Raw genomic sequence first — 18,717 nt, forward strand, 5'->3', positions numbered from 1 at the left:
CGTGGCGGACGCGGTGCCCCTGTCGTACGCGCAGCTGGGCATGTGGTTCCTGGAGCGCAGGGCGGGAGGCACGCTCTACGCGGACCCCATGACGTTCCGTCTCGTCGGCGAAGTGGACGTCGCCGCTCTGCACGGCTCCATCGAGGAGCTGGTGCGACGGCACGAGGCACTGCGCACCCGCTTCCGTCACTCCGAGGGCACGCCCGAGCAGTACGTGGTCGCCGACGCTCCCGTGCCGCTGGACTTCACCGACCTGACGGCCTTCGCGCCACCGGAGCGCCAGGCGGCGGCCGGCCGCCTCCTGCGGGCGGACCTGCGGCGCCCGTTCGACCTGGCCAGGGGACCGCTGGTGCGGGCGATGCTGATCCGGCTCGGCCCGCGCGAGCACATCGTCCGCATCACCACCCATCACCTGGTGTCGGACGCCTGGTCCTGGTGGGCGGTGCTCTTCCGCGAGCTGGAGCAGCTCTACACCGCCCGCCGCCACGGCCGCCCGTCGCCGCTGGCACCGGTGCGCACCCACTACGCCGACTTCGTGCGCTGGCAGCGGGAGTGGCTGGACGGTCCCGGCTACCGGCGGCAGCTGGCGTACTGGAGGTCGGCACTGGCCGGCGCGGTACCGCTGCCCGACCTGGCCCTCGCCGACCCGTCCGCCGGCCGGCCCGGGGACCCTCCGGCCACCCGGTGGCTGACCTTCCCACCCGCCCTCCACGACCGGCTCCGGCAGACCGCCCGGCGCGAGCACGTCACGCTCTACATGCTGCTGCTCACCGCCTTCCAGCGGGTGCTGCGGCGCCATGTGCCCCACGACGACATCCTGGTGGGCACCCGGGGCGGCTTCCGCAGCCGGCCCGAGTTCGAGCGGGCCGTCGGCTTCTTCGTCAACGTCCTGCCCATCCGCACCAAGGTGCCCGCGACGGCGGGCTTCCGCGAGCTGCTCGGGCAGGTGCGGCGGAACATGATCGGGGTCTATGTGCACCGGGACGTGCCCTTCGAGCGGCTCGCGGCCGACCTGGGCCTGCGGCGGCCCGGATTCCGGCAGCCCATCAACGTGTGCGTCTCCTTCCAGTCCACCCCCGAGGTGCCCCCCGCCCTCGACGGCCTCGACGTCACCCTGATCAACCACGACCCCTACTCCGCCTACGACCTCGACCTGGGGTTCTTCGAGGAGGGCGGAGCGCTGCGGGCGCTGCTGACACACCACCGCGCCCGGTACGACGACCAGGCGGCCCAGCGGCTGCTCGACGAGCTGACCCAGGCCCTGTGGGGCGCGGTCGAGGAACTCGCCCCGCCGAGGGAGGAGAAGGCCGGATGAGAGCACTGCGGTGGCACGGCCCCTACCGGGTGGAGCTCGCCGAGGACCTCGCGACACCCCGGATCGAAGGCCCCGGCGACGCGGTCGTCCGGGTGGTGGCCAGCGCGATCTGCGGCACCGACCTGCACCCCTACCGGGGCGAGATCGCCTCCTTCACCCCGGGCACGGTCACCGGGCACGAGTTCACCGGAGTGGTCGAGGCGGTCGGTGCCGAGGTACGCCGGTTACGGCCCGGCGACCGGGTGCTGGCCTCGGACGTCATCGCCTGCGGGCAGTGCTGGTACTGCCGCAGGGGATGGCACTACCAGTGCGAGCGGGTGGGCCTCTTCGGATACGACACGGTCGTCGGCACCACAGCCGTCGCCGGCGGCCACGCCGAGTACGTCCGCGTGCCCTTCGCCGACGTGGTGCTCTCCCCGATCCCCGACGACGTCGGCGACGAGCGCGCCCTGCTCGTCGGGGACGTCTTCGCGACCGGCCACGCCTGCGCGACCGGGGGCGAGGTGCGCCCGGGCGACACCGTCGCCGTGGTGGGATGCGGTCCCGTCGGCCTGCTGGCCATGAAGTCCGCCTGGCTCCTCGGCGCCGCCCGGGTGCTCGCCGTCGACCCGCTGCCGGGCCGCCGGGAGCTGGCCGCCGACCACGGCGCCGAGCCGGTCGCCCCGGGGCCCGAGCTGCTCGAACGCGTGGCCGAGCTGACCCACGGGCGCGGCGCGGACGTCGTACTGGAGGCGGTCGGCACGGACGCCGCCCTGCTGAGCGCGCTGGAAATCGTCCGGCCGAAGGGAACGGTGTGCGCGGTGGGCGCCCACGCCTCCGAGGCGATGCCGCTGCCCACGCGCCTGGCGTTCGCCAAGGAGGTCACCGTGCGGTTCGCCGTCGGCGACCCGATCAGCGTGCGGGAGCCGCTGATGGAGCTGGTCCGGGCCGGCCGGATCGACCCCTCCTTCGTCATCTCGCACCGGCTGCCGCTCACCCAGGGCCCCGCGGCCTTCCGGCTGTTCGACACCGGAGAGGCCAGCAAGGTGGTGCTGATCCCGTGAACACCCTGGTACACCAGCTGGTCGAGCGGCAGGCCCGCCGCACCCCGGACGCCGCCGCGGTGCTCTGCGGCGGCGAGCGGATCACTTACGCCGAACTCGACCGGCGGGCCGAACGCCTCGCCCGGGCGCTGCGCCGCCACGGCGTCGGGCCGGAAGTCGCCGTCGGACTCCATCTCTCCCGCTCCACCGGGCTGGCGGTCGCGGTCCTCGCGGTACTCAAGGCGGGTGGCGTCTGCGTACCGCTCGACCCCGCCTATCCGCCCGAGCGCCTGGCCTTCGTCCTCGACGACATCGCCGCCCGGGTCGTGCTGACCGAGCGTCGGGCGGCGCCGCGCCTGCCGGACCACTCCGCCACGGTGCTCTGCCCGGACGATGGGGCGGAGGGCACCGAGGCCCCGGACGACCGGCCACCGCCCGGGCCGCTGCCCGCGCTCCACCCGCGGAACCTGGCGTGGGTGGCGTACACCTCCGGATCGACCGGCAGGCCCAAGGGCGTCGGCCTCGCGCACGGCCCGCTGGCCAACCTCGCGACGGGCATCGGGCAGCGCCTCGGCCTCGGTCCCGGCGACCGGGTGCTGCAGTTCGCCTCCATCGGCTTCTCGGTGGCCGCCGAGGAGATCCTCTCGGCCTGGGCCACCGGCGCCTGCCTGGTCATCGACCCCGACGACTCGCTGACCGACGCCGCCGGCCTGCTCTCGGTCGTCGAGAAACAGGCCGTCACCGTCATGCAACTCACCCCGGCCTACTGGTACGAGTGGTTGCGCGAGCTGGACCGGGATCCTGACGGGACGCCGCGCCCGCCCGCCTCACTGCGGCTGCTGGTCGTCGGCAGCGAGCAGGTCGCCGCCGACCGCGTCGCCGACTGGCTGCCCACCGGGGTGCGGCTGGTGCAGGAGTACGGCGCCACCGAAGGCACCGTGTCGCAGCTGCTGTACGAGCCCCGCGGCAGCGCGGCCGAGATGCGCGGCCGGCCCCGTGTCCCGATCGGCACCCCGCTGCCCGGGGTACGCGTCCACCTGCTCGACGCAAGCCTGCGCCCGGTGCCCGACGGCGAGCCCGGCGAGCTGTACATCGCCGGGGACGCCGTGGCGCGCGGCTATCCGGGACGGCCGGGGCTGACGGCCGAGCGCTTCGTCGCCGACCCGTACGCCGACCGGCCCGGGGGCAGGATGTACCGCACCGGAGACCTCGCCCGGCGCCTGCCCGACGGCAACCTGGAATTCCTCGGCCGCACCGACCACCAGATCACGATGCGCGGCATCCGGATCGAGCCGGGCGAGGTCGAGTCGGCCATCGGCCGATACCCGGGCGTGGCCCAGAGCGCGGTGCTGGCCCGCCGGACGGCGGCCGGAGCCGACCAGCTGTGCGCCTGCGTGGTGTGGCAGGGCGAGCGCGACGACGCCGGGCTGCGCGACCACCTCCGGGCCACTCTCGCGCCCGCGCTGGTACCGAGCCGCTTCATCCCCGTCCCCGACCTGCCGCTGAACCCCAACGGCAAGGTGGACCGCCGGGCGCTGCGGACGCTGCCGCTCGACCCGGCCCCGGACCCTGCCGCCCCTGCCATGGGGCCCGCCGCACCGGAGACCGCACCCCGCAGCCCCCTCCAGGCCGCGCTCGCCGGAGTGTGGGCACTGGCTCTCGGGGTGCCCCGGGTCGGTATCGACGACGACTTCTTCGCCCTGGGCGGTGACTCGCTGACCGCCACCCGGCTGGCCTCCCAGCTCCGCGAGGCCCTGTCCGTGGACATCCGGCAGCGGATGCTCTTCGAGGCGCCCACCGTGCGCGCGCTCGCGGAGCTGCTCTCGGCCCGGCGCGGACCGGAGGGCACGGGCACCCCGGCCGTGGCTGCCGCCGCCCCTTCCGCCGCCGCGCCGACCGCTGCTTCGGCCGCTGTCTTCGACCCCTCCGCGACGGCGGGGGAGCCGGAGCGCGCCCCGCTCTCCCCCTCGCAGCGCCGGATGTGGCTGCTGCACAAGATGGCACCGGCCGGCGCCGCCTACAACGACCCGGTGGCGCTGCGGCTGCGCGGCCCGCTCGACCCGGACCCGCTGCGGCACGCGCTGCGGCAGACCGTGCGGCGGCACGCGGCGCTGCGTACCACCATCGGCAGCGAGGACGGCCATCCGGTCCAGCTCATCGCCCCGCCCGCGGCCGCGACCTGGCCCCTCACCCTCCTGGACCTGACCGGCCGGCCGGACGCCGAGCTGCGGGCTCGGGCGGACCGGCTGGCCGCGACCCCCTTCGACCTGCGGAGCGGCCCGCTGTGCCGCGCGGCGCTGCTGCGCGCCGGAGCCGACGACCATGTCCTGCTGCTCGTCTTCCACCACATCGTCGTCGACGGATGGTCGATGGACGTCCTCTTCCGCGATCTGGCGGCCTTCTACAGGCAAGCCCGCACCGGCGCCCCGGCGCAGCTGCCGCCCCTGCCGGTGAGCTACGCGGCCTACGCCACCCACCGCGGCGAGCAGGGCGCCGGGCCGGCCGATGACCGGCAACTCGCCTACTGGAAAACGAAGCTGCGGGACGCCCCGCAGGTCACCAGGTTGCCTCCGGACGCCGACGGCAGCCGCTCGGGTGGGATCCGCCGCCCGTTCCTCATCCGGGCGGAGGCGGCGGCCCGGCTGCGGGAGCTGGCCGCCGCGGAGCAGGCCACCCCCTTCATGGTGATGCTCGCCGGATTCAAGGCCCTCGTCCACCGCGCGAACGGCACCCGTGACGTGGTGGTCGGCTCGCTGCTCGCCGGACGCGACCGGCCCGAGACCGCGGATCTGATCGGCCTGTTCACCAACACCGTGGCGCTACGCACCCGGTTGCCCGGGGGCGTGACCTTCCGCCGGCTGGTTGGCCGGGTGCGGCAGACCGTCCACGAGGCGGTGGCCCACCAGGACGTGCCCTTCGAGCGCGTGGTGGCCGAGCTCCGCCCGCCGCGCGACCGTCGCCGCAACCCGGTGTTCCAGCTGATGTTCTCCTACGGCAGCACGACGGTACGCCGCCCCGAATTCCCCGGTCTTACGGTGACACCCCTTCAGATCGACACCGGAGCGGCGAAATTCGATGCCACCGTGATGCTGGAGGAGAGCGAATGCGGGGGCTACTCCGGAATGTTCGAGTACGACCTCGCGCTGTACAGCGAATCCGCCGCCCGGCGGTTCACCAAGGACTTCCAGGAAATCCTGGAGCGCGCGGCGGAATTCCCCGACGACCCGCTGTGACCAGCCACGTCGGTGATCTGACAGACGAGATGTGACAGACGAATTCTCACTGGAGAGGGAGAACCATGACCAGCAATCTGACGGCCCAGGACATCGAATCGGCAGCCGAGCGGGTCCGCGACATCTGGGCTGATCTCTTGCAGGTGGAGGCCGCGACGATCGACATCCGGAAAAGCGATTTCTTCGAACTCGGCGGATACTCGCTGCTCGCGCTCCAGGCCATCGGCAGGTTGCTCGCCGAGCAGGGTGTCGACGAGGTGGCGGCCGTCGAGTTGGAGGGAGTCCTGCTCAACCGGCTGTTCGAGGACCCGACGGCGCTGGCGCAGGCGGAGTGCCTGCTGCGGCAGGGACAGGACGGATGAGGGATGGCTCATCCATTCGAGGACGACCGCGCCCGGTACCGCGTCATCGTCAACGACGAGGGCCAGCACTCGCTCTGGCCCGCGGCGGCGGATGTACCCCAGGGCTGGAGCGCGCGCCACGGCCCGGACACACGGCAGGCATGCCTCGACCACGTGGAGGAGAACTGGACCGATATGCGCCCGCGGAGCCTGCCCCGGGACATTCACCCGTTCGCCATTCACCCGGTCAGCCGCGCTCGGCGTGACAACGACCGCGGGGGTGGGCATCAATACCCCCATGATCACAAAAAGGGCTAATCACACTAGGAAGACCGTGGCGCGAGCGCTCGCGGTCAGTACCCTCCTGAGCTTCGCTCTCGTGGCAGGTTCGGCGACAGCGGCATCCGCGGCGCCGGCTCACCTCACCGGGAAGACCGCGGCCGCCCAGCCGACCGGCGGCTTCGACGACGGCAACGGCCAAAGCTGCATCATCGTCCTCCTCTGCAACTGACACACCAGTCCGACCCGGCGCCTCGGGCAGTGGGGCGCCGGGTCGGCGTTCGCCTATCCGTTGCGGAGTCTGGCCCAGGTCATCGGGCCGATGATGCCGTCAGCGGCCAGGCCGCGGCTGGTCTGGAACGACTTGGTGGCGCTGGTGGTCAGGGGTCCGAAGACACCGTCGACTCCCCTCGGACCGACATAGAAGCCCCAGAGCTGGAGCAGGCACTGGGCCTCGCTCACCACGTTCCCCGCGGCACCCTCCTTGATCGTGGTCGGGGTGAGCCGGTTGTCGAAGCCGCAGTAGGCCGGATCGAATGCCGCCGAGGGGCCGGCGGCGGAAGACGGTCTCGCGGTCGCGGTCGTGGTGGCCGCGGAGGCGACAGTGGCCCCGCCGGCCAGCACGACGACGGCGGCGGCCGCTGTGAGACCTCGCATGATCTGCATGACGCTCCTTCGGGGCATTCGGCACCGGGCCGAACCTCTCGAGCCAGGACGGCCGGTCCGGAAGCCCTGCTCCAGGCGGTATCAGGTCCGCCAACGACCAGGCTGTACCAGGTCGCCACCGACCGCACGTCGAAGGCGCCGTGCGGGTGAGGGGGTCCGCTCGCGGCAACCGCCGCAGAGCCTCACCGTAAGGCGAGTGATGACGAGTCCGAACGCGGCCGCAGCCGGCACACCCACCCCCGCTGACGCGCTCCACCCCGGCGGAAGAGACGTCGACCCCGTCCACTGGCAGCGGCGGCTGGAGGAGCTGATCACCCTTCACCGGGTGCCCGGCGCGGTCCTGGGCGTGCTGTGCGCCGGACGGATCACCCCCGTCGGTGCCGGCGTGCTCAACGCGGTCACCGGCGTCGAGGTGACCGCCGATTCGCTCTTCCAGATCGGCTCCATCACCAAGGTGTGGACAGCCACGCTGATCATGCGGCTCGCCGACGAGGGGCTGCTCGGTCTGGACACACCCGTCACCGAGCTGCTTCCCGGCTTCCGGGTCGCCGATCCCCAGGTGACGCGGACCCTGACCATCCGGCAGCTGCTCATCCACACCAGCGGCATCGACGGCGATGTGTTCACCGACACCGGCCGGGGCGACGAGTGCCTGGCTGCCTACGTGGCCCGGATGGCGGAGGTCGGCCAGAACCACCCGATCGGCGCCACCTGGTCGTACTGCAACACCGGATACGTCCTGCTCGGCCGGATCATCGAGCACCTCACCGGGTCGACCTGGGACGCCGCGCTCACCGAGCGGCTCATCGAACCGCTGGGGCTGCGTGCCACCGTCACCCTGCCGGAACAGGCGCTTCTGCACCGCACGGCCGTCGGCCACCTCTGCGCCCCCGGGGCCGGCCCCGAGCCGGCCTCGCAGTGGGCGCTGCCACGCTGCCTGGGGCCGGCCGGGCTGGTCACCGCCTCGGTGCACGACCTGCTCGCCTTCGTCCGGATGCACCTGCGCCAGGGCGCCACACCGGACGGCGGCCGCGTGCTGTCCGCGGCCGCCACCGCCGCGATGGCCGCCGAGGAGGTCCTCCTGCCGCACCCCTACGGGGTCGGCGACTCCTGGGGGCTGGGGTGGATCCGGCACGACTGGGGCGGGCGCCGCCTCATCGGTCACGACGGGACGACCCTCGGCCAGACCGCCTATCTGCGCGTACTGCCCGAGGCGGACCTCGCCGTCGCGCTGCTCACCAACGGCAACCGGACCCAGGACCTGTTCCAGGCGCTGTTCGCCGAGATCTTCGCCGAGTTGGCGGGAGTCACCATGCCGACCGCGATCGCCCCGCCCGCCGAGCCGGTGTCCATCGACCCCGGCCCGTATCTGGGGGCGTACCAGCGCACCGGCGTGCGCACCGAGGTCTTCGAACGGGACGGGAAGGTGATTCTCCGCTCCGTCACGAGCGGCCCGGCGGCCGCCCTCGCCCCCACCATGGAGCATGTCCTGGTGCCCGTCCGCCAGGACCTGTTCGTGCTGCGCCTGCCGGAGACCCGGACCTGGGCCCCGGTGTACTTCCACACCCTGGACGACGGCAGCCGCTACGTCAGCTACGGCGCCCGCGCCAACCCCCGGGTGGACCCGCGTTCCCGGTGAGGCGGGCATTCGGCCCGCCTCACCTCGCCTGACGTGGTGGGTTGTGCGTCAATTGCAGAGCAGGACGATGATGCAGGTCTGGCCGCCGCCGTGGTCGTGGCCACCGGTCGGCTGGGCGGCCGCGGTCTTGACGGTGGGGTGGGCGACGGGGCTCGCGGACGCGGCCGTCGCCGACCCTGCCGCGAGGGCGATGCCCAGGAGAGTGCTGATCGCGAATGCTCGCGAAACGGTCTTCTTGGTGCGATTAACCTTTTTTGTGATCATGGGGGTATTGATGCATGGACCGGTGACCGTTGTCGCCCTGAGTGTGGCCGATCGGGTGAACGCCGCACGGGTGAATCGCGCGTGTGGGCTCCGCCGCCCGGCCCGGGACGGCGGAGCCCACCGGCGACATCAGCCGGAGACGACCGCGTTCCAGCCGCCGGCCAGGGCCTTCTTCGCCCGGGACTGCTGGGCCTCGGTGGGGAAGGACGGGACGCCGATCACCGGCGGCAGCTTGGCCGCGGCCTTCGTGTCCAGGGTGCCGTCCTTGGCCATGGCGACCATCAGCGCCGGACGGGCGTAGCCGTAGAGGTAGCTGTTCTGCCCCTCGGCGCTGTAGACGTACTCCTGCCACAGCCGGGCCGCGGCGGGGTGCGGCGCGTCCTTGTTGATCGCCTGCGAGTAGTACTGGGCGAACATGCCGTCCTCCGGGACCGCGACCTGCCAGTCCACGCCCTTGCTCTTGAGCGCGTCGGCATAGCCGGCGTTGAGGTAGTCCCAGTCGATGGTGATCGGCGTCTCGCCCGCCGCGATGGTGGCGGGGGTGGCCTGGATCGAGGCGAACTTGCCCTTCCTCTTCAGCTCGGCGAAGAAGTCCAGGCCCGGCTGGATGTTGTCGAAGGAGCCGTTGTGGGCCAGGGCGGCCGCGTAGACGGCGGCGAAGGCGGAACCGGCCTTGGTCGGGTCGCCGTTGAGGGCGACCTTCCCCTGGTAGTCCGAATTGAGCAGCTCCGAGAAGGTCTTCGGGCAGTTCTTGACCCGCTCGGCGTCGCAGCCGATGGAGATGTAGCCGCCGTAGTCGTTGTACCAGCGGGCCTTGGGGTCCTTCTGGGCCTCGGGGATGTCGTCGAAGCCGGCGACCTGGTACGGCGCGAGCATGCCCCGCTCGGCGGCGCTGATCGCGAAGGAGGTGCCGAGGTCCACCACGTCCGGCGCCTTGTCCGTCCCCTTGTGGGAGGTCATGGCGCTGATCTCGTCCTGGCTGGAGCCGTTGGGGTTCGCCACCTTCACCGGGATTCCGTACCTGTCGGTGAAGCCGTCGATCAGCGCCCCGTAGTTGGCCCAGTCGCGCGGCAGGGCGATCGCGTTCAGCGTGCCCTCCTTCTGGGCCGCGGCGACGAGGTCGCCCATGCCGCCCATGTCCTCGGCCGAGGTCGCGGTCGCCGCGTTCTTTCCGTCGGACGCGCCGGAATCGTCGCCTGAGCCGCATGCGCTCAGGGTGAGCGCGGAGACGGCGAGGCCGCAGGTCAGCGCGACTGCCTTGGGAAGGGCCGGCCACCTGTTCCGGAACGTGATCACGATGTCTCCTCGATATGAGCCGATGCGAGCGGCCGTCTGCGTGCCGAGCAACTTGTCTGAACAAGTCGCGCTCAGTACGCACGGTATTGGTGTACGGGAGGTGAACACGAGAGGACGATTCAATTCCGGCGAGAAGTCGATCAAGCCGTTCCGCTTCACTGCTCACGCAGTGCGATGCGATGGACACCCGTGGCGGGCGGGTGGCGGTGTGGCTCGGTTAGGCTGATCCGCGACGCGGTGAAACGGTGGAATACGGACACAACGACCATGTGTCGGGCCAGTGTCGAGTCAGTGTCGCAACGGAAGGGGGAGCCGGTGGGGGCGCGCCATGAGGAGATCGCCGACGCGCTGAGACGGGCCATCGACGCCGAGGAGTACGCCGTCGGCGACCTCCTCCCGTCGGAGTCCCAGCTCGCAGCCGAGTACGGCGTCTCGCGGGGCACGGTGCGGCAGGCTGTCGCCGCTCTGGCCTCCCAGGGGCTGATCGGCTCCCGCCAAGGAGCCCGCCGGGTCGTTCTGGCCAGCCGTCGCGGTCAGAGTTTCGCCGAATTGTGCAGTTTCGCCCAGTGGGCGCGGTCCATGGGGCGCACCGCCACCGGCCTGGTGATCGCAAGCCGGCGCCGCCCGGCGACCGGTGAGGACGCCGCCCGTCTGCACCTGGCGGACGGCGCCGAAGTCCTCCAGGTGCTGCGGGTCCGCAGCCTGGACGGGGAACGCGTCCTGCTGGAACGCACCGTCTACGCGGACTGGATCGCCTCCGACGTCGAGCGCATCGAGTCGGAGTGCGAGTCGGTCACCCAGCGGCTCTACGACAGCACCGGTCTGGTGTTCAGCTACGGCGAGCACCTCATCGACGCCGTGGCGGCCGGAACCCGCGACGCCGAACTCCTCGGCGTCCGCCGCAGCAGCCCCCTGCTCCGGGTCCGCCGGGTCACCACCACGCGCACCGGCCGCCCGGTCGAATGGTCCGACGACCGCTACCGCTCGGACGCGGTCAGCTTCAGCGTCCTGAACTCCATCGGCTCCAACCCCCTTGCCCGGCAGGCCGGCCCGGGCATCGCCGCGCCGGACGGATCCCCTGCCCGCGCGGGCCAAAATCCGTGACGGCCGGCCTCAGCCGGTGGTCGCCACTCGCTCCCGCCACCACTCCACCGTTGCTTTGACCTGCTCATCGACCGGGGTGGCCCGTACCGCGAACGCGGCTTCGTAGGCGCTCGAGTCAACGACGAACGGTCGGTCGAACTGGTAGCGGATCTCCTTCAGTTCGCGGATCAGCGGGGAGAAGACCGAGGCGACGCCCAGTACGGCCGGTGAGAGTCCGCGCACCGCGACCGGACCCGCCCCCGACTCGGCGGCCAGGCGGTCGACCATCTCCCGGGTGGACAGCGCCGGCCCGGTGGGCACGTGCCAGGCACGCCCCCAGGCTCGCTCCTCGCCCGCGACCTCGACCAGGGCCCTGGCCACATCGGGGAGATAGCTCCAGCTGTGCGGGGCGTCCGGGTCCCCGAGCGTGGAGACCGGCTTGCCGCGCAGCAGACGTGGCATCACCCGCGCGGCCAGGTGCCCGCCGTCGGTCACGCCGGGCCCGAAGAAGTCCGAGGCGCGCACCTCGACCGCCTTGATACGGCCCTGCTCGTGCGATTCCCGGGCCCGCTCCCACACGGCGGCGCGCACCCGCCCCTTGGGGCCGGTCGCCGCCGCCGGCAGCTCCTCGGTCATGGGGCCGTCCACCGGGCCGTAGCCGTAGAGGTTGCCCAGCATCACCAGGACGGCCCCGGTCGCCTCGGCCGCCGCGCAGAGCGACGAGGCCAGCGGCGGCCACTGACTCGACCAGCGGTGGTAGGGCGGTGCGGCACAGCTGTGGATCGCGGCCGCTCCCCGGGCGGCCTCGATCAGCCGCGTGCTGTCCCTGGCGTCCAGCGCGATGTGCTTGATGCCCGGCTCCGGGGCTCGGCCCGACCTGGTGACCACCCGTACCGAATGGCCCTGTTGGGCGAGGAGTCGAGCGGTGGCCGCCCCGGCGGCCCCGAATCCGATGACGACATGAAGGCTCACCCCCGAACACTAGCGCGAGTGCGGTGTGCTCCTGAAAAGGCATGGGCGCCCGGCTCGGGGGTGTGCCGGGCGCCCAGCCGGTCGGTGCGGGGTCAGACCTCCAGCTCGGCCTCGATGCGCTTCAGCTGGTGCCGGGCCATCGCCAGGTTCGCCCGCGTCTTGTCCAGGGCCAGATAGAGGAACAGCCCGCCGCTGTTGCGGCCCTTCAGCAGCCGGATCAGGTGGTACTGGTGGCCGAGGGTGATCAGGATGTCCTCGATCTCGTCGTTCAGGCCGAGCATTTCCATGGCCCGTACCTTGGCGCGCACCACGTCGGTGTTGGCGGCCGCGGCGACGTTCAGGTCGAGCGCGTTGCCGCCTCCGAGTGTGCCGAGAGCCATCCCGCTCGCGTAGTCCACCAGGGCGACGCCGAGCGCGCCCTCGATGGTCATCGCTTCCTTCAGCGCGGTGTCCGTGTTGGCCATGATCAGTCGGGTTCCTTTCGGATGGGGCTGTGCGAGAGAGCGGGTGCGGTGGTCAGGCGGGCTCGCGGCGCGGCAGGGCGGCGTCGACCAGTTCACCGATGCGGGCGCCGGCGCGGCGGGCTTCCAGGTGCAGGCGGCCGATGTTGATCCGGGGTCCGGCGGTGACGGTGACGACGGCCGTCGCGCCGGCCGCGTAGGTGGCGACATAGCCCTGCTCGCCCCGGACCAGCAGCTCCCGGAAGTCTCCTTGGCCGGTGGCGTCCGTCAGTCGCGCGGCGACGCCCAGAGCGGCCGCGGTCAGGGCGGCCGCCCCTTCCGCCTCCACCGCCGCCGCCTGAGCCGCCGGGATGTCCTGGGCCAGCACGAGGCCGTCGACCGTGGCCGCCAGGGAGGCGGTGAGATGCGGGACGCGGACCCGCAGGCGTCGCAGTTCATCGAGCACCTCCGGCTCGGCCGCCAAGAGCTGCCTCCTCTCCAGGCGTTGCCTCAAGGCGCGCTTCATGACAGCGCGGGCGGTGCCGTGCGGACAGACCGGGACATCACAGTCGAGCCTCCAAAGCGTCACGGAGCCGGTGCAACAGGGCGACGTCCGGGTCGGCGGAGATACCCGCGACCCAGGCGGGCAGCGTGGGAACGCAGGGCGGGGCGGCGGCCGGTGTGCGGACCCGCCCGGCGGCGGCCAGGCGCCGTATGTCCAGCAGGGTGTGGAAGGCCGGGCGCCCCAGCAGCCACGCGATGCCGGTGGCGGTGCGCCGGCCGTCCGCCGCTGCCAGCACGGCCCGCTGGCGGCAGGTCACGGCGGGACCGCCGGACGTGGCGGCCGGGCCGCCGGCGGCCGGGACGGCGACCACCGGTGCGGTGTCGATCTCCGGCCGCGGCCAGAGGCGGCGCAGCAGCTCGCGGCGGCGCCGGGTCTCCCGCTCCACGGCCGGGACCGGCACCGGTCGTACGGGGCCGAGCCAGTGCGCGGCGCCGTAGCGGAACCGGGCCGGCCCGCCGTCCGGGGCCAGGGTGAAGTAGGCGGCGTCGAAGAGCGCGCCGAGGTGGCATATCTCCAACTCGCCGTCGGACACCAGGCGCTCCTCGACCAGGTACCGGGCCACCCGCCGCCGCGCGCCCGCCCGGTCGACGGCCTCCTGCCACCTTTCGGTGGGGAGCCGTCCGCCCCGGGTGAGCAGCGCGTCCAGGCCGGGCGCGGCGGGGCTCTCGGCGTGCACGACCGCGCCGTCGGCGAGGTAGAGGGTGCCGGTGTCCCGCAGCAGCGCACCCGTGGCGCGCTCGGCGGTCAACCGGGCGAGCAGCGCGGATATCCGGCTCGTCACGTGAGCACCAGGCGCTCGGCGAGGTTCTGCAGCCGGAGCCGGGCGAGGGCGAGATTGCCGGTGTCCCGATCGATCCACAGATGGAGGAAGACGCTGCTGTCGAAGCAGGTCTCGACGAAGCAGAGCAGGTGGAAGCCGTCGCGGGTGGTGACGATCACGTCCTGGACGGGGAGCCCCTTGTCCGCCTCGGCCGGGGCGAAGGCGGTGTGCTCGGCGGCCATCCGGGCGAACTCCGCGGTCTCCACCGCGCCGGCCTCGCCATCGCCTCCGGGGGACTCGCCGGCGGTGCCGAGCGCCAGCCCGCTGACCCAGTCGATGACGGCCGCGCCGCGCGCACCCGGCACCGCCATCGCCTCGAGCAGGCACTCGTCGATCCCAGGCACGCGTAACTCCCCTCTCCGCACGACGCGCTGATGCGGACGGCATCTCGGTGACGGAGACGTTACGCATGGTGCTCGCCGTGCGGGGCGGGTTTTGGCAAGTTCCAAAGGAACATGCCGAGAACTGTCTTGAACTCGGCTCTGGACAACCGGTGATGGCCGCACTCGGCCCGGAGTCAGACGGGGGCGGGAAGGCCGGCTTCGTAAACTGTGTTTTAGATCACGCCGGTTGGGTGTTTCGCTCAGTGGTTCGGGTCGAAGCGGGGGTTCCGCATACCCGTCCTGAGCTGTGCTTTCTCGCTGCCCCGGCGGAGCGGGCCGGGGCTCGGTCCGCGGTGCCGTTTCCTGCCTCCGTCACATCCCGAGGATCTCCACGGCTTCTCCTCAGCAAATTCTTGTTATCTGATGATCGCCCTCGGGTCTCCCAGGTATCGGACGTCAGCCGAGTTGGGCACAGGAAGAGGAGCGCGAAGCGTGAACAGTGAGGTCGGGGCGGGGCTCGTCGAAGCCGCGCGGACCGGTGACACCGGCGCGCAGGACCAACTCGTCGCCGTGTGCCTGCCGTTGGTCTACAACATCGTCGGCCGTGCCCTGAAGGGCCACGCGGACGTCGACGACGTGGTGCAGGAGACGATGATCCGGGCACTCAACGGACTCGACGGGCTGCGCGACCCGGCCTGCTTCCGCTCCTGGCTGGTGTCGATCACGATGAACCAGATACGCAGCCACTGGCAGCAGGAGCGCCGGGACGCGCCGATCGGCGGCCTCTGCGAGGTCCACGAAGTCGCGGCACCCGAGCCCGACTTCGCAGATGCGACGATCGTGCGGCTGGGGCTGGAAGGCCAGCGCAAGGAGGTCGCCGAGGCGACGCGCTGGCTCGATGACGACCAGCGGCACGTGCTCTCGCTGTGGTGGCTGGAGGCCGCCGGCGAACTCACCCGCGCCGAGGTCGCCACCGCCCTCGAACTCTCCCCGCAGCACGCCGCCGTACGGGTGCAGCGCACCAAGGAGCAGCTGGAGACCGCCCGCGTCGTGGTCCGCGCCCTCGGCACCACGCCCCGCTGCGGCGACCTGGAGCAACTGGTCAGCCACTGGGACGGGGCGCCCTCGGCGCTGTGGCGCAAGCGGATCGCCCGGCACGCCCGGGGCTGTGCCGACTGCGCCGGCCACTGGTCCGCGCTGGTCCCGGCCGAGGGACTGCTGGTCGCGCTGGGGCTCGTCCCGGTCGCCGGAGCGCTGCTGCGGTGGCGGGCGAGCGAGGCCGCGGCACCCGGCATGGATCCCGCGGCGTACGCCTCGCCCATGGGCGCCGACGCCCCGCCCCCGGCCCCCGACACCGCGACCACGGTCGTCGGCGCCCCGCCCGCGCATCCCCCTCTCCCCTCCACGGCCGACCTCTCCCTGCCGCGCGCCGGCCGGCACCGGGCGCACCGCCGCCCGTGCACCGGGAGCAAGGTCGCCGGCGCCGCGGCGCTCGTCATGGCCGTCGGAGGAGCCGCCTTCCTCCTCAACAACCTGCCCGGGAACAAGGTCGAGCGTGTGGAGAGCGGCGCCGCGCGCGCCGAACCGCTCGAAGAGCGGCTCCCCTCCGCGACCCCGTCCAGCCCCCAGCGGGAGACCGCCGAACCGGCCAGCCGCGCCGACAAGCCCACCCGGCGCCCGGTCACCAAGGCACCCCACACGGCGTCCCCCTCCCCGCGCCCCACGAAGACCGCCCCGGCCACTCCCTCGGCCCGCCCCACGCCGACCCCGACCCCGCGGGCGACCCGATCCGCGGAGCCCCGGACGCCGGTGGTGCAGCAGGTGACGGCCCTGGTCAACGCGGAGCGGGCGAGGGCGGGGTGCGCGCCGGTCCGCCCCAACGACCAGCTGACCACCGCGGCACAGCGGCACTCGGACGACATGGCGGCACGCCACTACTTCGACCACACCGCGCCGGACGGCGCCGGACCCGGCGAGCGGATCACCGCCGCCGGATACCCCTGGCAGACCTACGGCGAGAACATCGCCGCCGGCCAGCAGAGCGCGCAGACCGTCATGGACTCCTGGATGGACAGCCCCGGACACCGGCAGAACATCCTCGACTGCGACGTGACCGAGATCGGAGTCGGCATCAACGACGACTCCGGCAGCCCGCTGTGGACCCAGGTCTTCGCCACCCGCTGACACGCCGGCGCGCCCGCCCGCCACCCCCCTCTCCACACCACCGGGCGGCCGCGCCCTGCCCCCCACGCCCCTTCCAGTGCCCGGCGCCCGCGCCACCGGCACCCCCTCAGCCATCCCCTCCACTCCCATCCCCACACGAGTACAGACGGGATTCCCACCCATGGAAACAAGACGCACCACCCACCGGCGCAGCAAGGCCAAACGCCGTCTGGCGCTGGTGACCGCCGCGACCGCGGCCGCCGCCGGTCTCGCCGTCGGCCTGGTCACCATCGGTTCGGCCGACACCAACGACCGGCCCAGCGCCGCGGGCCGGCCGACGCCCGGTGTGGAACCGCTCCACGAGACGCCGCCGGAGCCGCTCACCGAGGTCCCGCAGAGCAACGAGCGGCGCGGCATGGTCTACGAGGGGCTCAAGCCGGCCCCCGAGGGCGACCCCTGCGTGGGCGTCTACGTCGTCTCCAAGGCGAAGCTGTGCACGCACGGCCCGGACGCCCCGCCCAAGGGCGTCGACATCGCCAAGGACACCCCGCCCGCGGTGCGGCAGGCCGCCCCGCGCCCGACGCTGAAGGGCGGCACCAGCACCACCCCGGCCGCCTCCGACGTGCTGCCGGCCGGCATACCCGCGCTCGACGCGCGTACCGGTGAGGCGGACCGGCCCGCCGCGGCCGCTTCCGGCTCGGCCACCGGCGCCAAGGCCGACGCCGGCTCCAAGGTGGTCTGCGAGGGCGACGGCTCCTCGGGCAACCGCGTCCAGGTGCTCTATGTGCACGGCCCCGGCAACAGCCGGTTCGCGAATTACGTGGCCTCGTTCAAGAAGTGGGCGGCCGAGTCGGACGTCATCTACAACGAGAGCGCCAAGGAGACCGGCGGCAGCCGCCACATCCGGTTCGTCACCGACTCCGACTGCACCGCCAACGTCCTGGACGTCGAGGTCTCCGGCGGCTCCCTGAGCGAGTTCGGTGCGACCAACAACGCGCTGGCCGCCAAGGGCTTCAACCGCAAAGACCGCAAGTACATGATCTTCGCGGACACCAACGTCTACTGCGGCATCGGCTCCTTCATGGGTGACGAGCGCCCCGGCCAGGAGAACCTCAGCAACTTCGGCCCCTCCTACGGCCGCACCGACTCGGGCTGCTGGGGCGGCTCGACCCCCGCCCACGAACTGGGCCACAACCTCGGCGCGGTCAACAACAGCGCCCCGAACACCAGCGGTGGCGGCCACTGCGTGGACGAGTGGGACATCATGTGCTACTCGGACTCGCCGAACTACCCCCAGATGAAGACCATCTGCCCCGACCGCTCCAATGACGACCGGCTCGACTGCCGCCACGACGACTACTACAACACCGCACCCAAGCGCGGCAGCTACCTGGACACCCACTGGAACATAGCCAACAACCGCTTCCTGATAGCCGGCGGCGGCAGCACCGAGCCTGACCCGACGCCCACCCCGACCCCGACCCCGACGTCGACCTCCACGCCCGACCCGAGCACCGGCCCCGCCGCCAAGGTCACCCAGATCACCGCCAACTCCGCCGTGGTGAGCTGGACCAAGGTCCCCTCCGCCGCGGGCTACACCGTCTTCCTCAACGGCAGCGAACTCGCCAAGGTCGACGGCACCGCGATCCGCGTCGTCCGGCTGACCCCCGACACCTCGTACAAGATCGCCATCGCCACCCGGGACGCCGGCGGCAAGGCCTCGCAGCCGGGCCCCGTCAGCACCTTCCGCACCCTCGCCGCCGACGGTGACACGCCCACCCGGCCGGGGACGAAGTACGTGATGGTCAACTCCCTCACCGGGCAGGCCGCCGACATCTGGGGCGGCTCCACGCAGAACGGCACGGTCGCCATCGCCTACCAGCGCCACGGCTACGCCAACCAGCAGTGGACCTTCAAAGACGCCGGCGACGGCGCTCTCAGCGTCACCTCCGCGGTGTCCGGCAAGTGCCTGCAGTTCTCCTCCGACGCCGCGGGCGGCTACGTCGCGCAGCAGCCGTGCAGCGGCGCCGCGTCCCAGAAGTGGCGGCCGAAGAGCGCCGGAGACGGCTCGTACATGCTCCAGCCGCAGGGCTCCTCGCTCGTCCTGGGCGTCAGCAAGCGCTGGTACTACGGCGGCTGGCTGCTCGAACTGCAGAAGCCCAACAACGAGGGCTACCAGAAGTGGACGCTTCAGCGCTCCTCCTGACCGGCCCGCGGCGGTCTTCCGACCGCTGACGGCCAGGTGACCAGCCGGCGGCTGCTGCCCACCCCCCAGCAGCCGCCGGCTCACCGCCGT

17 protein-coding genes and 1 pseudogene are annotated in these 18,717 nt (G+C 72.5%); 10 read left to right on the forward strand and 8 right to left on the reverse strand.

Features of this window, described 5'->3' with window-relative positions; all coding sequences use genetic code 11:
- The first annotated feature begins 1 nt into the window (after position 1).
- From AC4BDD_RS26120 to AC4BDD_RS26145, 6 genes and pseudogenes are all read left to right on the forward strand, one after another.
- On the forward strand, positions 2-1,315 hold the full coding sequence (locus AC4BDD_RS26120; protein ID WP_490687899.1) for a condensation domain-containing protein: 1,314 nt from the start codon (positions 2-4) through the stop codon (positions 1,313-1,315).
- Positions 1,312-2,358 carry an alcohol dehydrogenase family protein gene (locus tag AC4BDD_RS26125; RefSeq protein WP_490687900.1) on the forward strand — a complete coding sequence of 349 codons (1,047 nt, stop codon included), beginning with the start codon at positions 1,312-1,314 and terminating at the stop codon, positions 2,356-2,358. Before AC4BDD_RS26120 ends, AC4BDD_RS26125 begins: the two co-directional genes overlap by 4 nt.
- On the forward strand, positions 2,355-5,570 hold the full coding sequence (locus AC4BDD_RS26130; RefSeq protein ID WP_490687901.1) for an amino acid adenylation domain-containing protein: 3,216 nt from the start codon (positions 2,355-2,357) through the stop codon (positions 5,568-5,570). Before AC4BDD_RS26125 ends, AC4BDD_RS26130 begins: the two co-directional genes overlap by 4 nt.
- Before the next feature lie 65 nt (positions 5,571-5,635).
- Positions 5,636-5,932, forward strand: coding sequence for a phosphopantetheine-binding protein (locus tag AC4BDD_RS26135; protein ID WP_490687902.1), 297 nt, complete (start codon positions 5,636-5,638; stop codon positions 5,930-5,932).
- 3 nt (positions 5,933-5,935) lie between these two features.
- Positions 5,936-6,124, forward strand: a pseudogene (locus AC4BDD_RS26140) (MbtH family protein); the annotation flags it as partial.
- Positions 6,125-6,245: 121 nt separating this feature from the next.
- The gene (locus tag AC4BDD_RS26145) at positions 6,246-6,422 is read left to right on the forward strand and encodes a hypothetical protein (RefSeq protein WP_490687903.1); all 177 of its coding nucleotides are present in this window, start codon (positions 6,246-6,248) and stop codon (positions 6,420-6,422) included.
- 53 nt (positions 6,423-6,475) lie between these two features.
- Here AC4BDD_RS26145 and AC4BDD_RS26150 read toward each other — a convergent pair whose 3' ends face one another.
- A complete protein-coding gene (locus AC4BDD_RS26150) occupies positions 6,476-6,847 on the reverse strand; it encodes a peptidoglycan-binding domain-containing protein (protein WP_490687904.1) in 372 nt (123 codons plus the stop codon).
- Positions 6,848-7,055: 208 nt separating this feature from the next.
- On the opposite strand from AC4BDD_RS26150, the gene AC4BDD_RS26155 reads away from it, so the two are divergent.
- Positions 7,056-8,495, forward strand: a complete 1,440-nt coding sequence (locus AC4BDD_RS26155) for a serine hydrolase domain-containing protein (RefSeq protein WP_490687905.1) — start codon at positions 7,056-7,058, stop codon at positions 8,493-8,495.
- Between the two features lie 48 nt (positions 8,496-8,543).
- On the opposite strand, the gene AC4BDD_RS26160 is transcribed toward AC4BDD_RS26155, so the two are convergent.
- The gene (locus AC4BDD_RS26160) at positions 8,544-8,759 is read right to left on the reverse strand and encodes a hypothetical protein (RefSeq protein ID WP_490687906.1); all 216 of its coding nucleotides are present in this window, start codon (positions 8,757-8,759) and stop codon (positions 8,544-8,546) included.
- Positions 8,760-8,888: 129 nt separating this feature from the next.
- Positions 8,889-10,052, reverse strand: a complete 1,164-nt coding sequence (locus AC4BDD_RS26165; protein ID WP_490691940.1) for an ABC transporter substrate-binding protein — start codon at positions 10,050-10,052, stop codon at positions 8,889-8,891.
- A gap of 318 nt (positions 10,053-10,370) precedes the next feature.
- On the opposite strand from AC4BDD_RS26165, the gene AC4BDD_RS26170 reads away from it, so the two are divergent.
- Positions 10,371-11,159: a GntR family transcriptional regulator gene (locus tag AC4BDD_RS26170; RefSeq protein ID WP_490691941.1), complete on the forward strand. Its 789-nt coding sequence runs from the start codon at positions 10,371-10,373 to the stop codon at positions 11,157-11,159.
- Positions 11,160-11,168: 9 nt separating this feature from the next.
- Here the strand turns inward: AC4BDD_RS26170 and AC4BDD_RS26175 are convergent, their stop codons facing one another.
- From AC4BDD_RS26175 to AC4BDD_RS26195, 5 genes are all read right to left on the reverse strand, one after another.
- Positions 11,169-12,110, reverse strand: a complete 942-nt coding sequence (locus tag AC4BDD_RS26175; RefSeq protein ID WP_490687907.1) for an NAD-dependent epimerase/dehydratase family protein — start codon at positions 12,108-12,110, stop codon at positions 11,169-11,171.
- Positions 12,111-12,202: 92 nt separating this feature from the next.
- Entirely contained in the window at positions 12,203-12,574 is a 372-nt protein-coding gene (locus tag AC4BDD_RS26180) for a hypothetical protein (RefSeq protein WP_490687908.1), read from the reverse strand.
- A 52-nt stretch (positions 12,575-12,626) separates the two neighbouring features.
- Positions 12,627-13,076 carry a roadblock/LC7 domain-containing protein gene (locus tag AC4BDD_RS26185; protein ID WP_490687909.1) on the reverse strand — a complete coding sequence of 150 codons (450 nt, stop codon included), beginning with the start codon at positions 13,074-13,076 and terminating at the stop codon, positions 12,627-12,629.
- Between the two features lie 37 nt (positions 13,077-13,113).
- On the reverse strand, positions 13,114-13,896 hold the full coding sequence (locus AC4BDD_RS26190; RefSeq protein ID WP_490687910.1) for a transcriptional regulator: 783 nt from the start codon (positions 13,894-13,896) through the stop codon (positions 13,114-13,116).
- The gene (locus AC4BDD_RS26195) at positions 13,893-14,279 is read right to left on the reverse strand and encodes a hypothetical protein (protein ID WP_490687911.1); all 387 of its coding nucleotides are present in this window, start codon (positions 14,277-14,279) and stop codon (positions 13,893-13,895) included. Before AC4BDD_RS26195 ends, AC4BDD_RS26190 begins: the two co-directional genes overlap by 4 nt.
- A 471-nt stretch (positions 14,280-14,750) precedes the next feature.
- Here AC4BDD_RS26195 and AC4BDD_RS26200 point away from each other — a divergent pair, with 471 nt between their 5' ends.
- Positions 14,751-16,442 carry a sigma-70 family RNA polymerase sigma factor gene (locus AC4BDD_RS26200; protein WP_490687912.1) on the forward strand — a complete coding sequence of 564 codons (1,692 nt, stop codon included), beginning with the start codon at positions 14,751-14,753 and terminating at the stop codon, positions 16,440-16,442.
- A gap of 160 nt (positions 16,443-16,602) precedes the next feature.
- Entirely contained in the window at positions 16,603-18,627 is a 2,025-nt protein-coding gene (locus AC4BDD_RS26205; protein WP_490687913.1) for an RICIN domain-containing protein, read from the forward strand.
- Positions 18,628-18,717: the final 90 nt, after the last annotated feature.

The sequence above is a fragment of the Streptomyces sp. JLBT605 genome, from assembly GCF_058215555.1.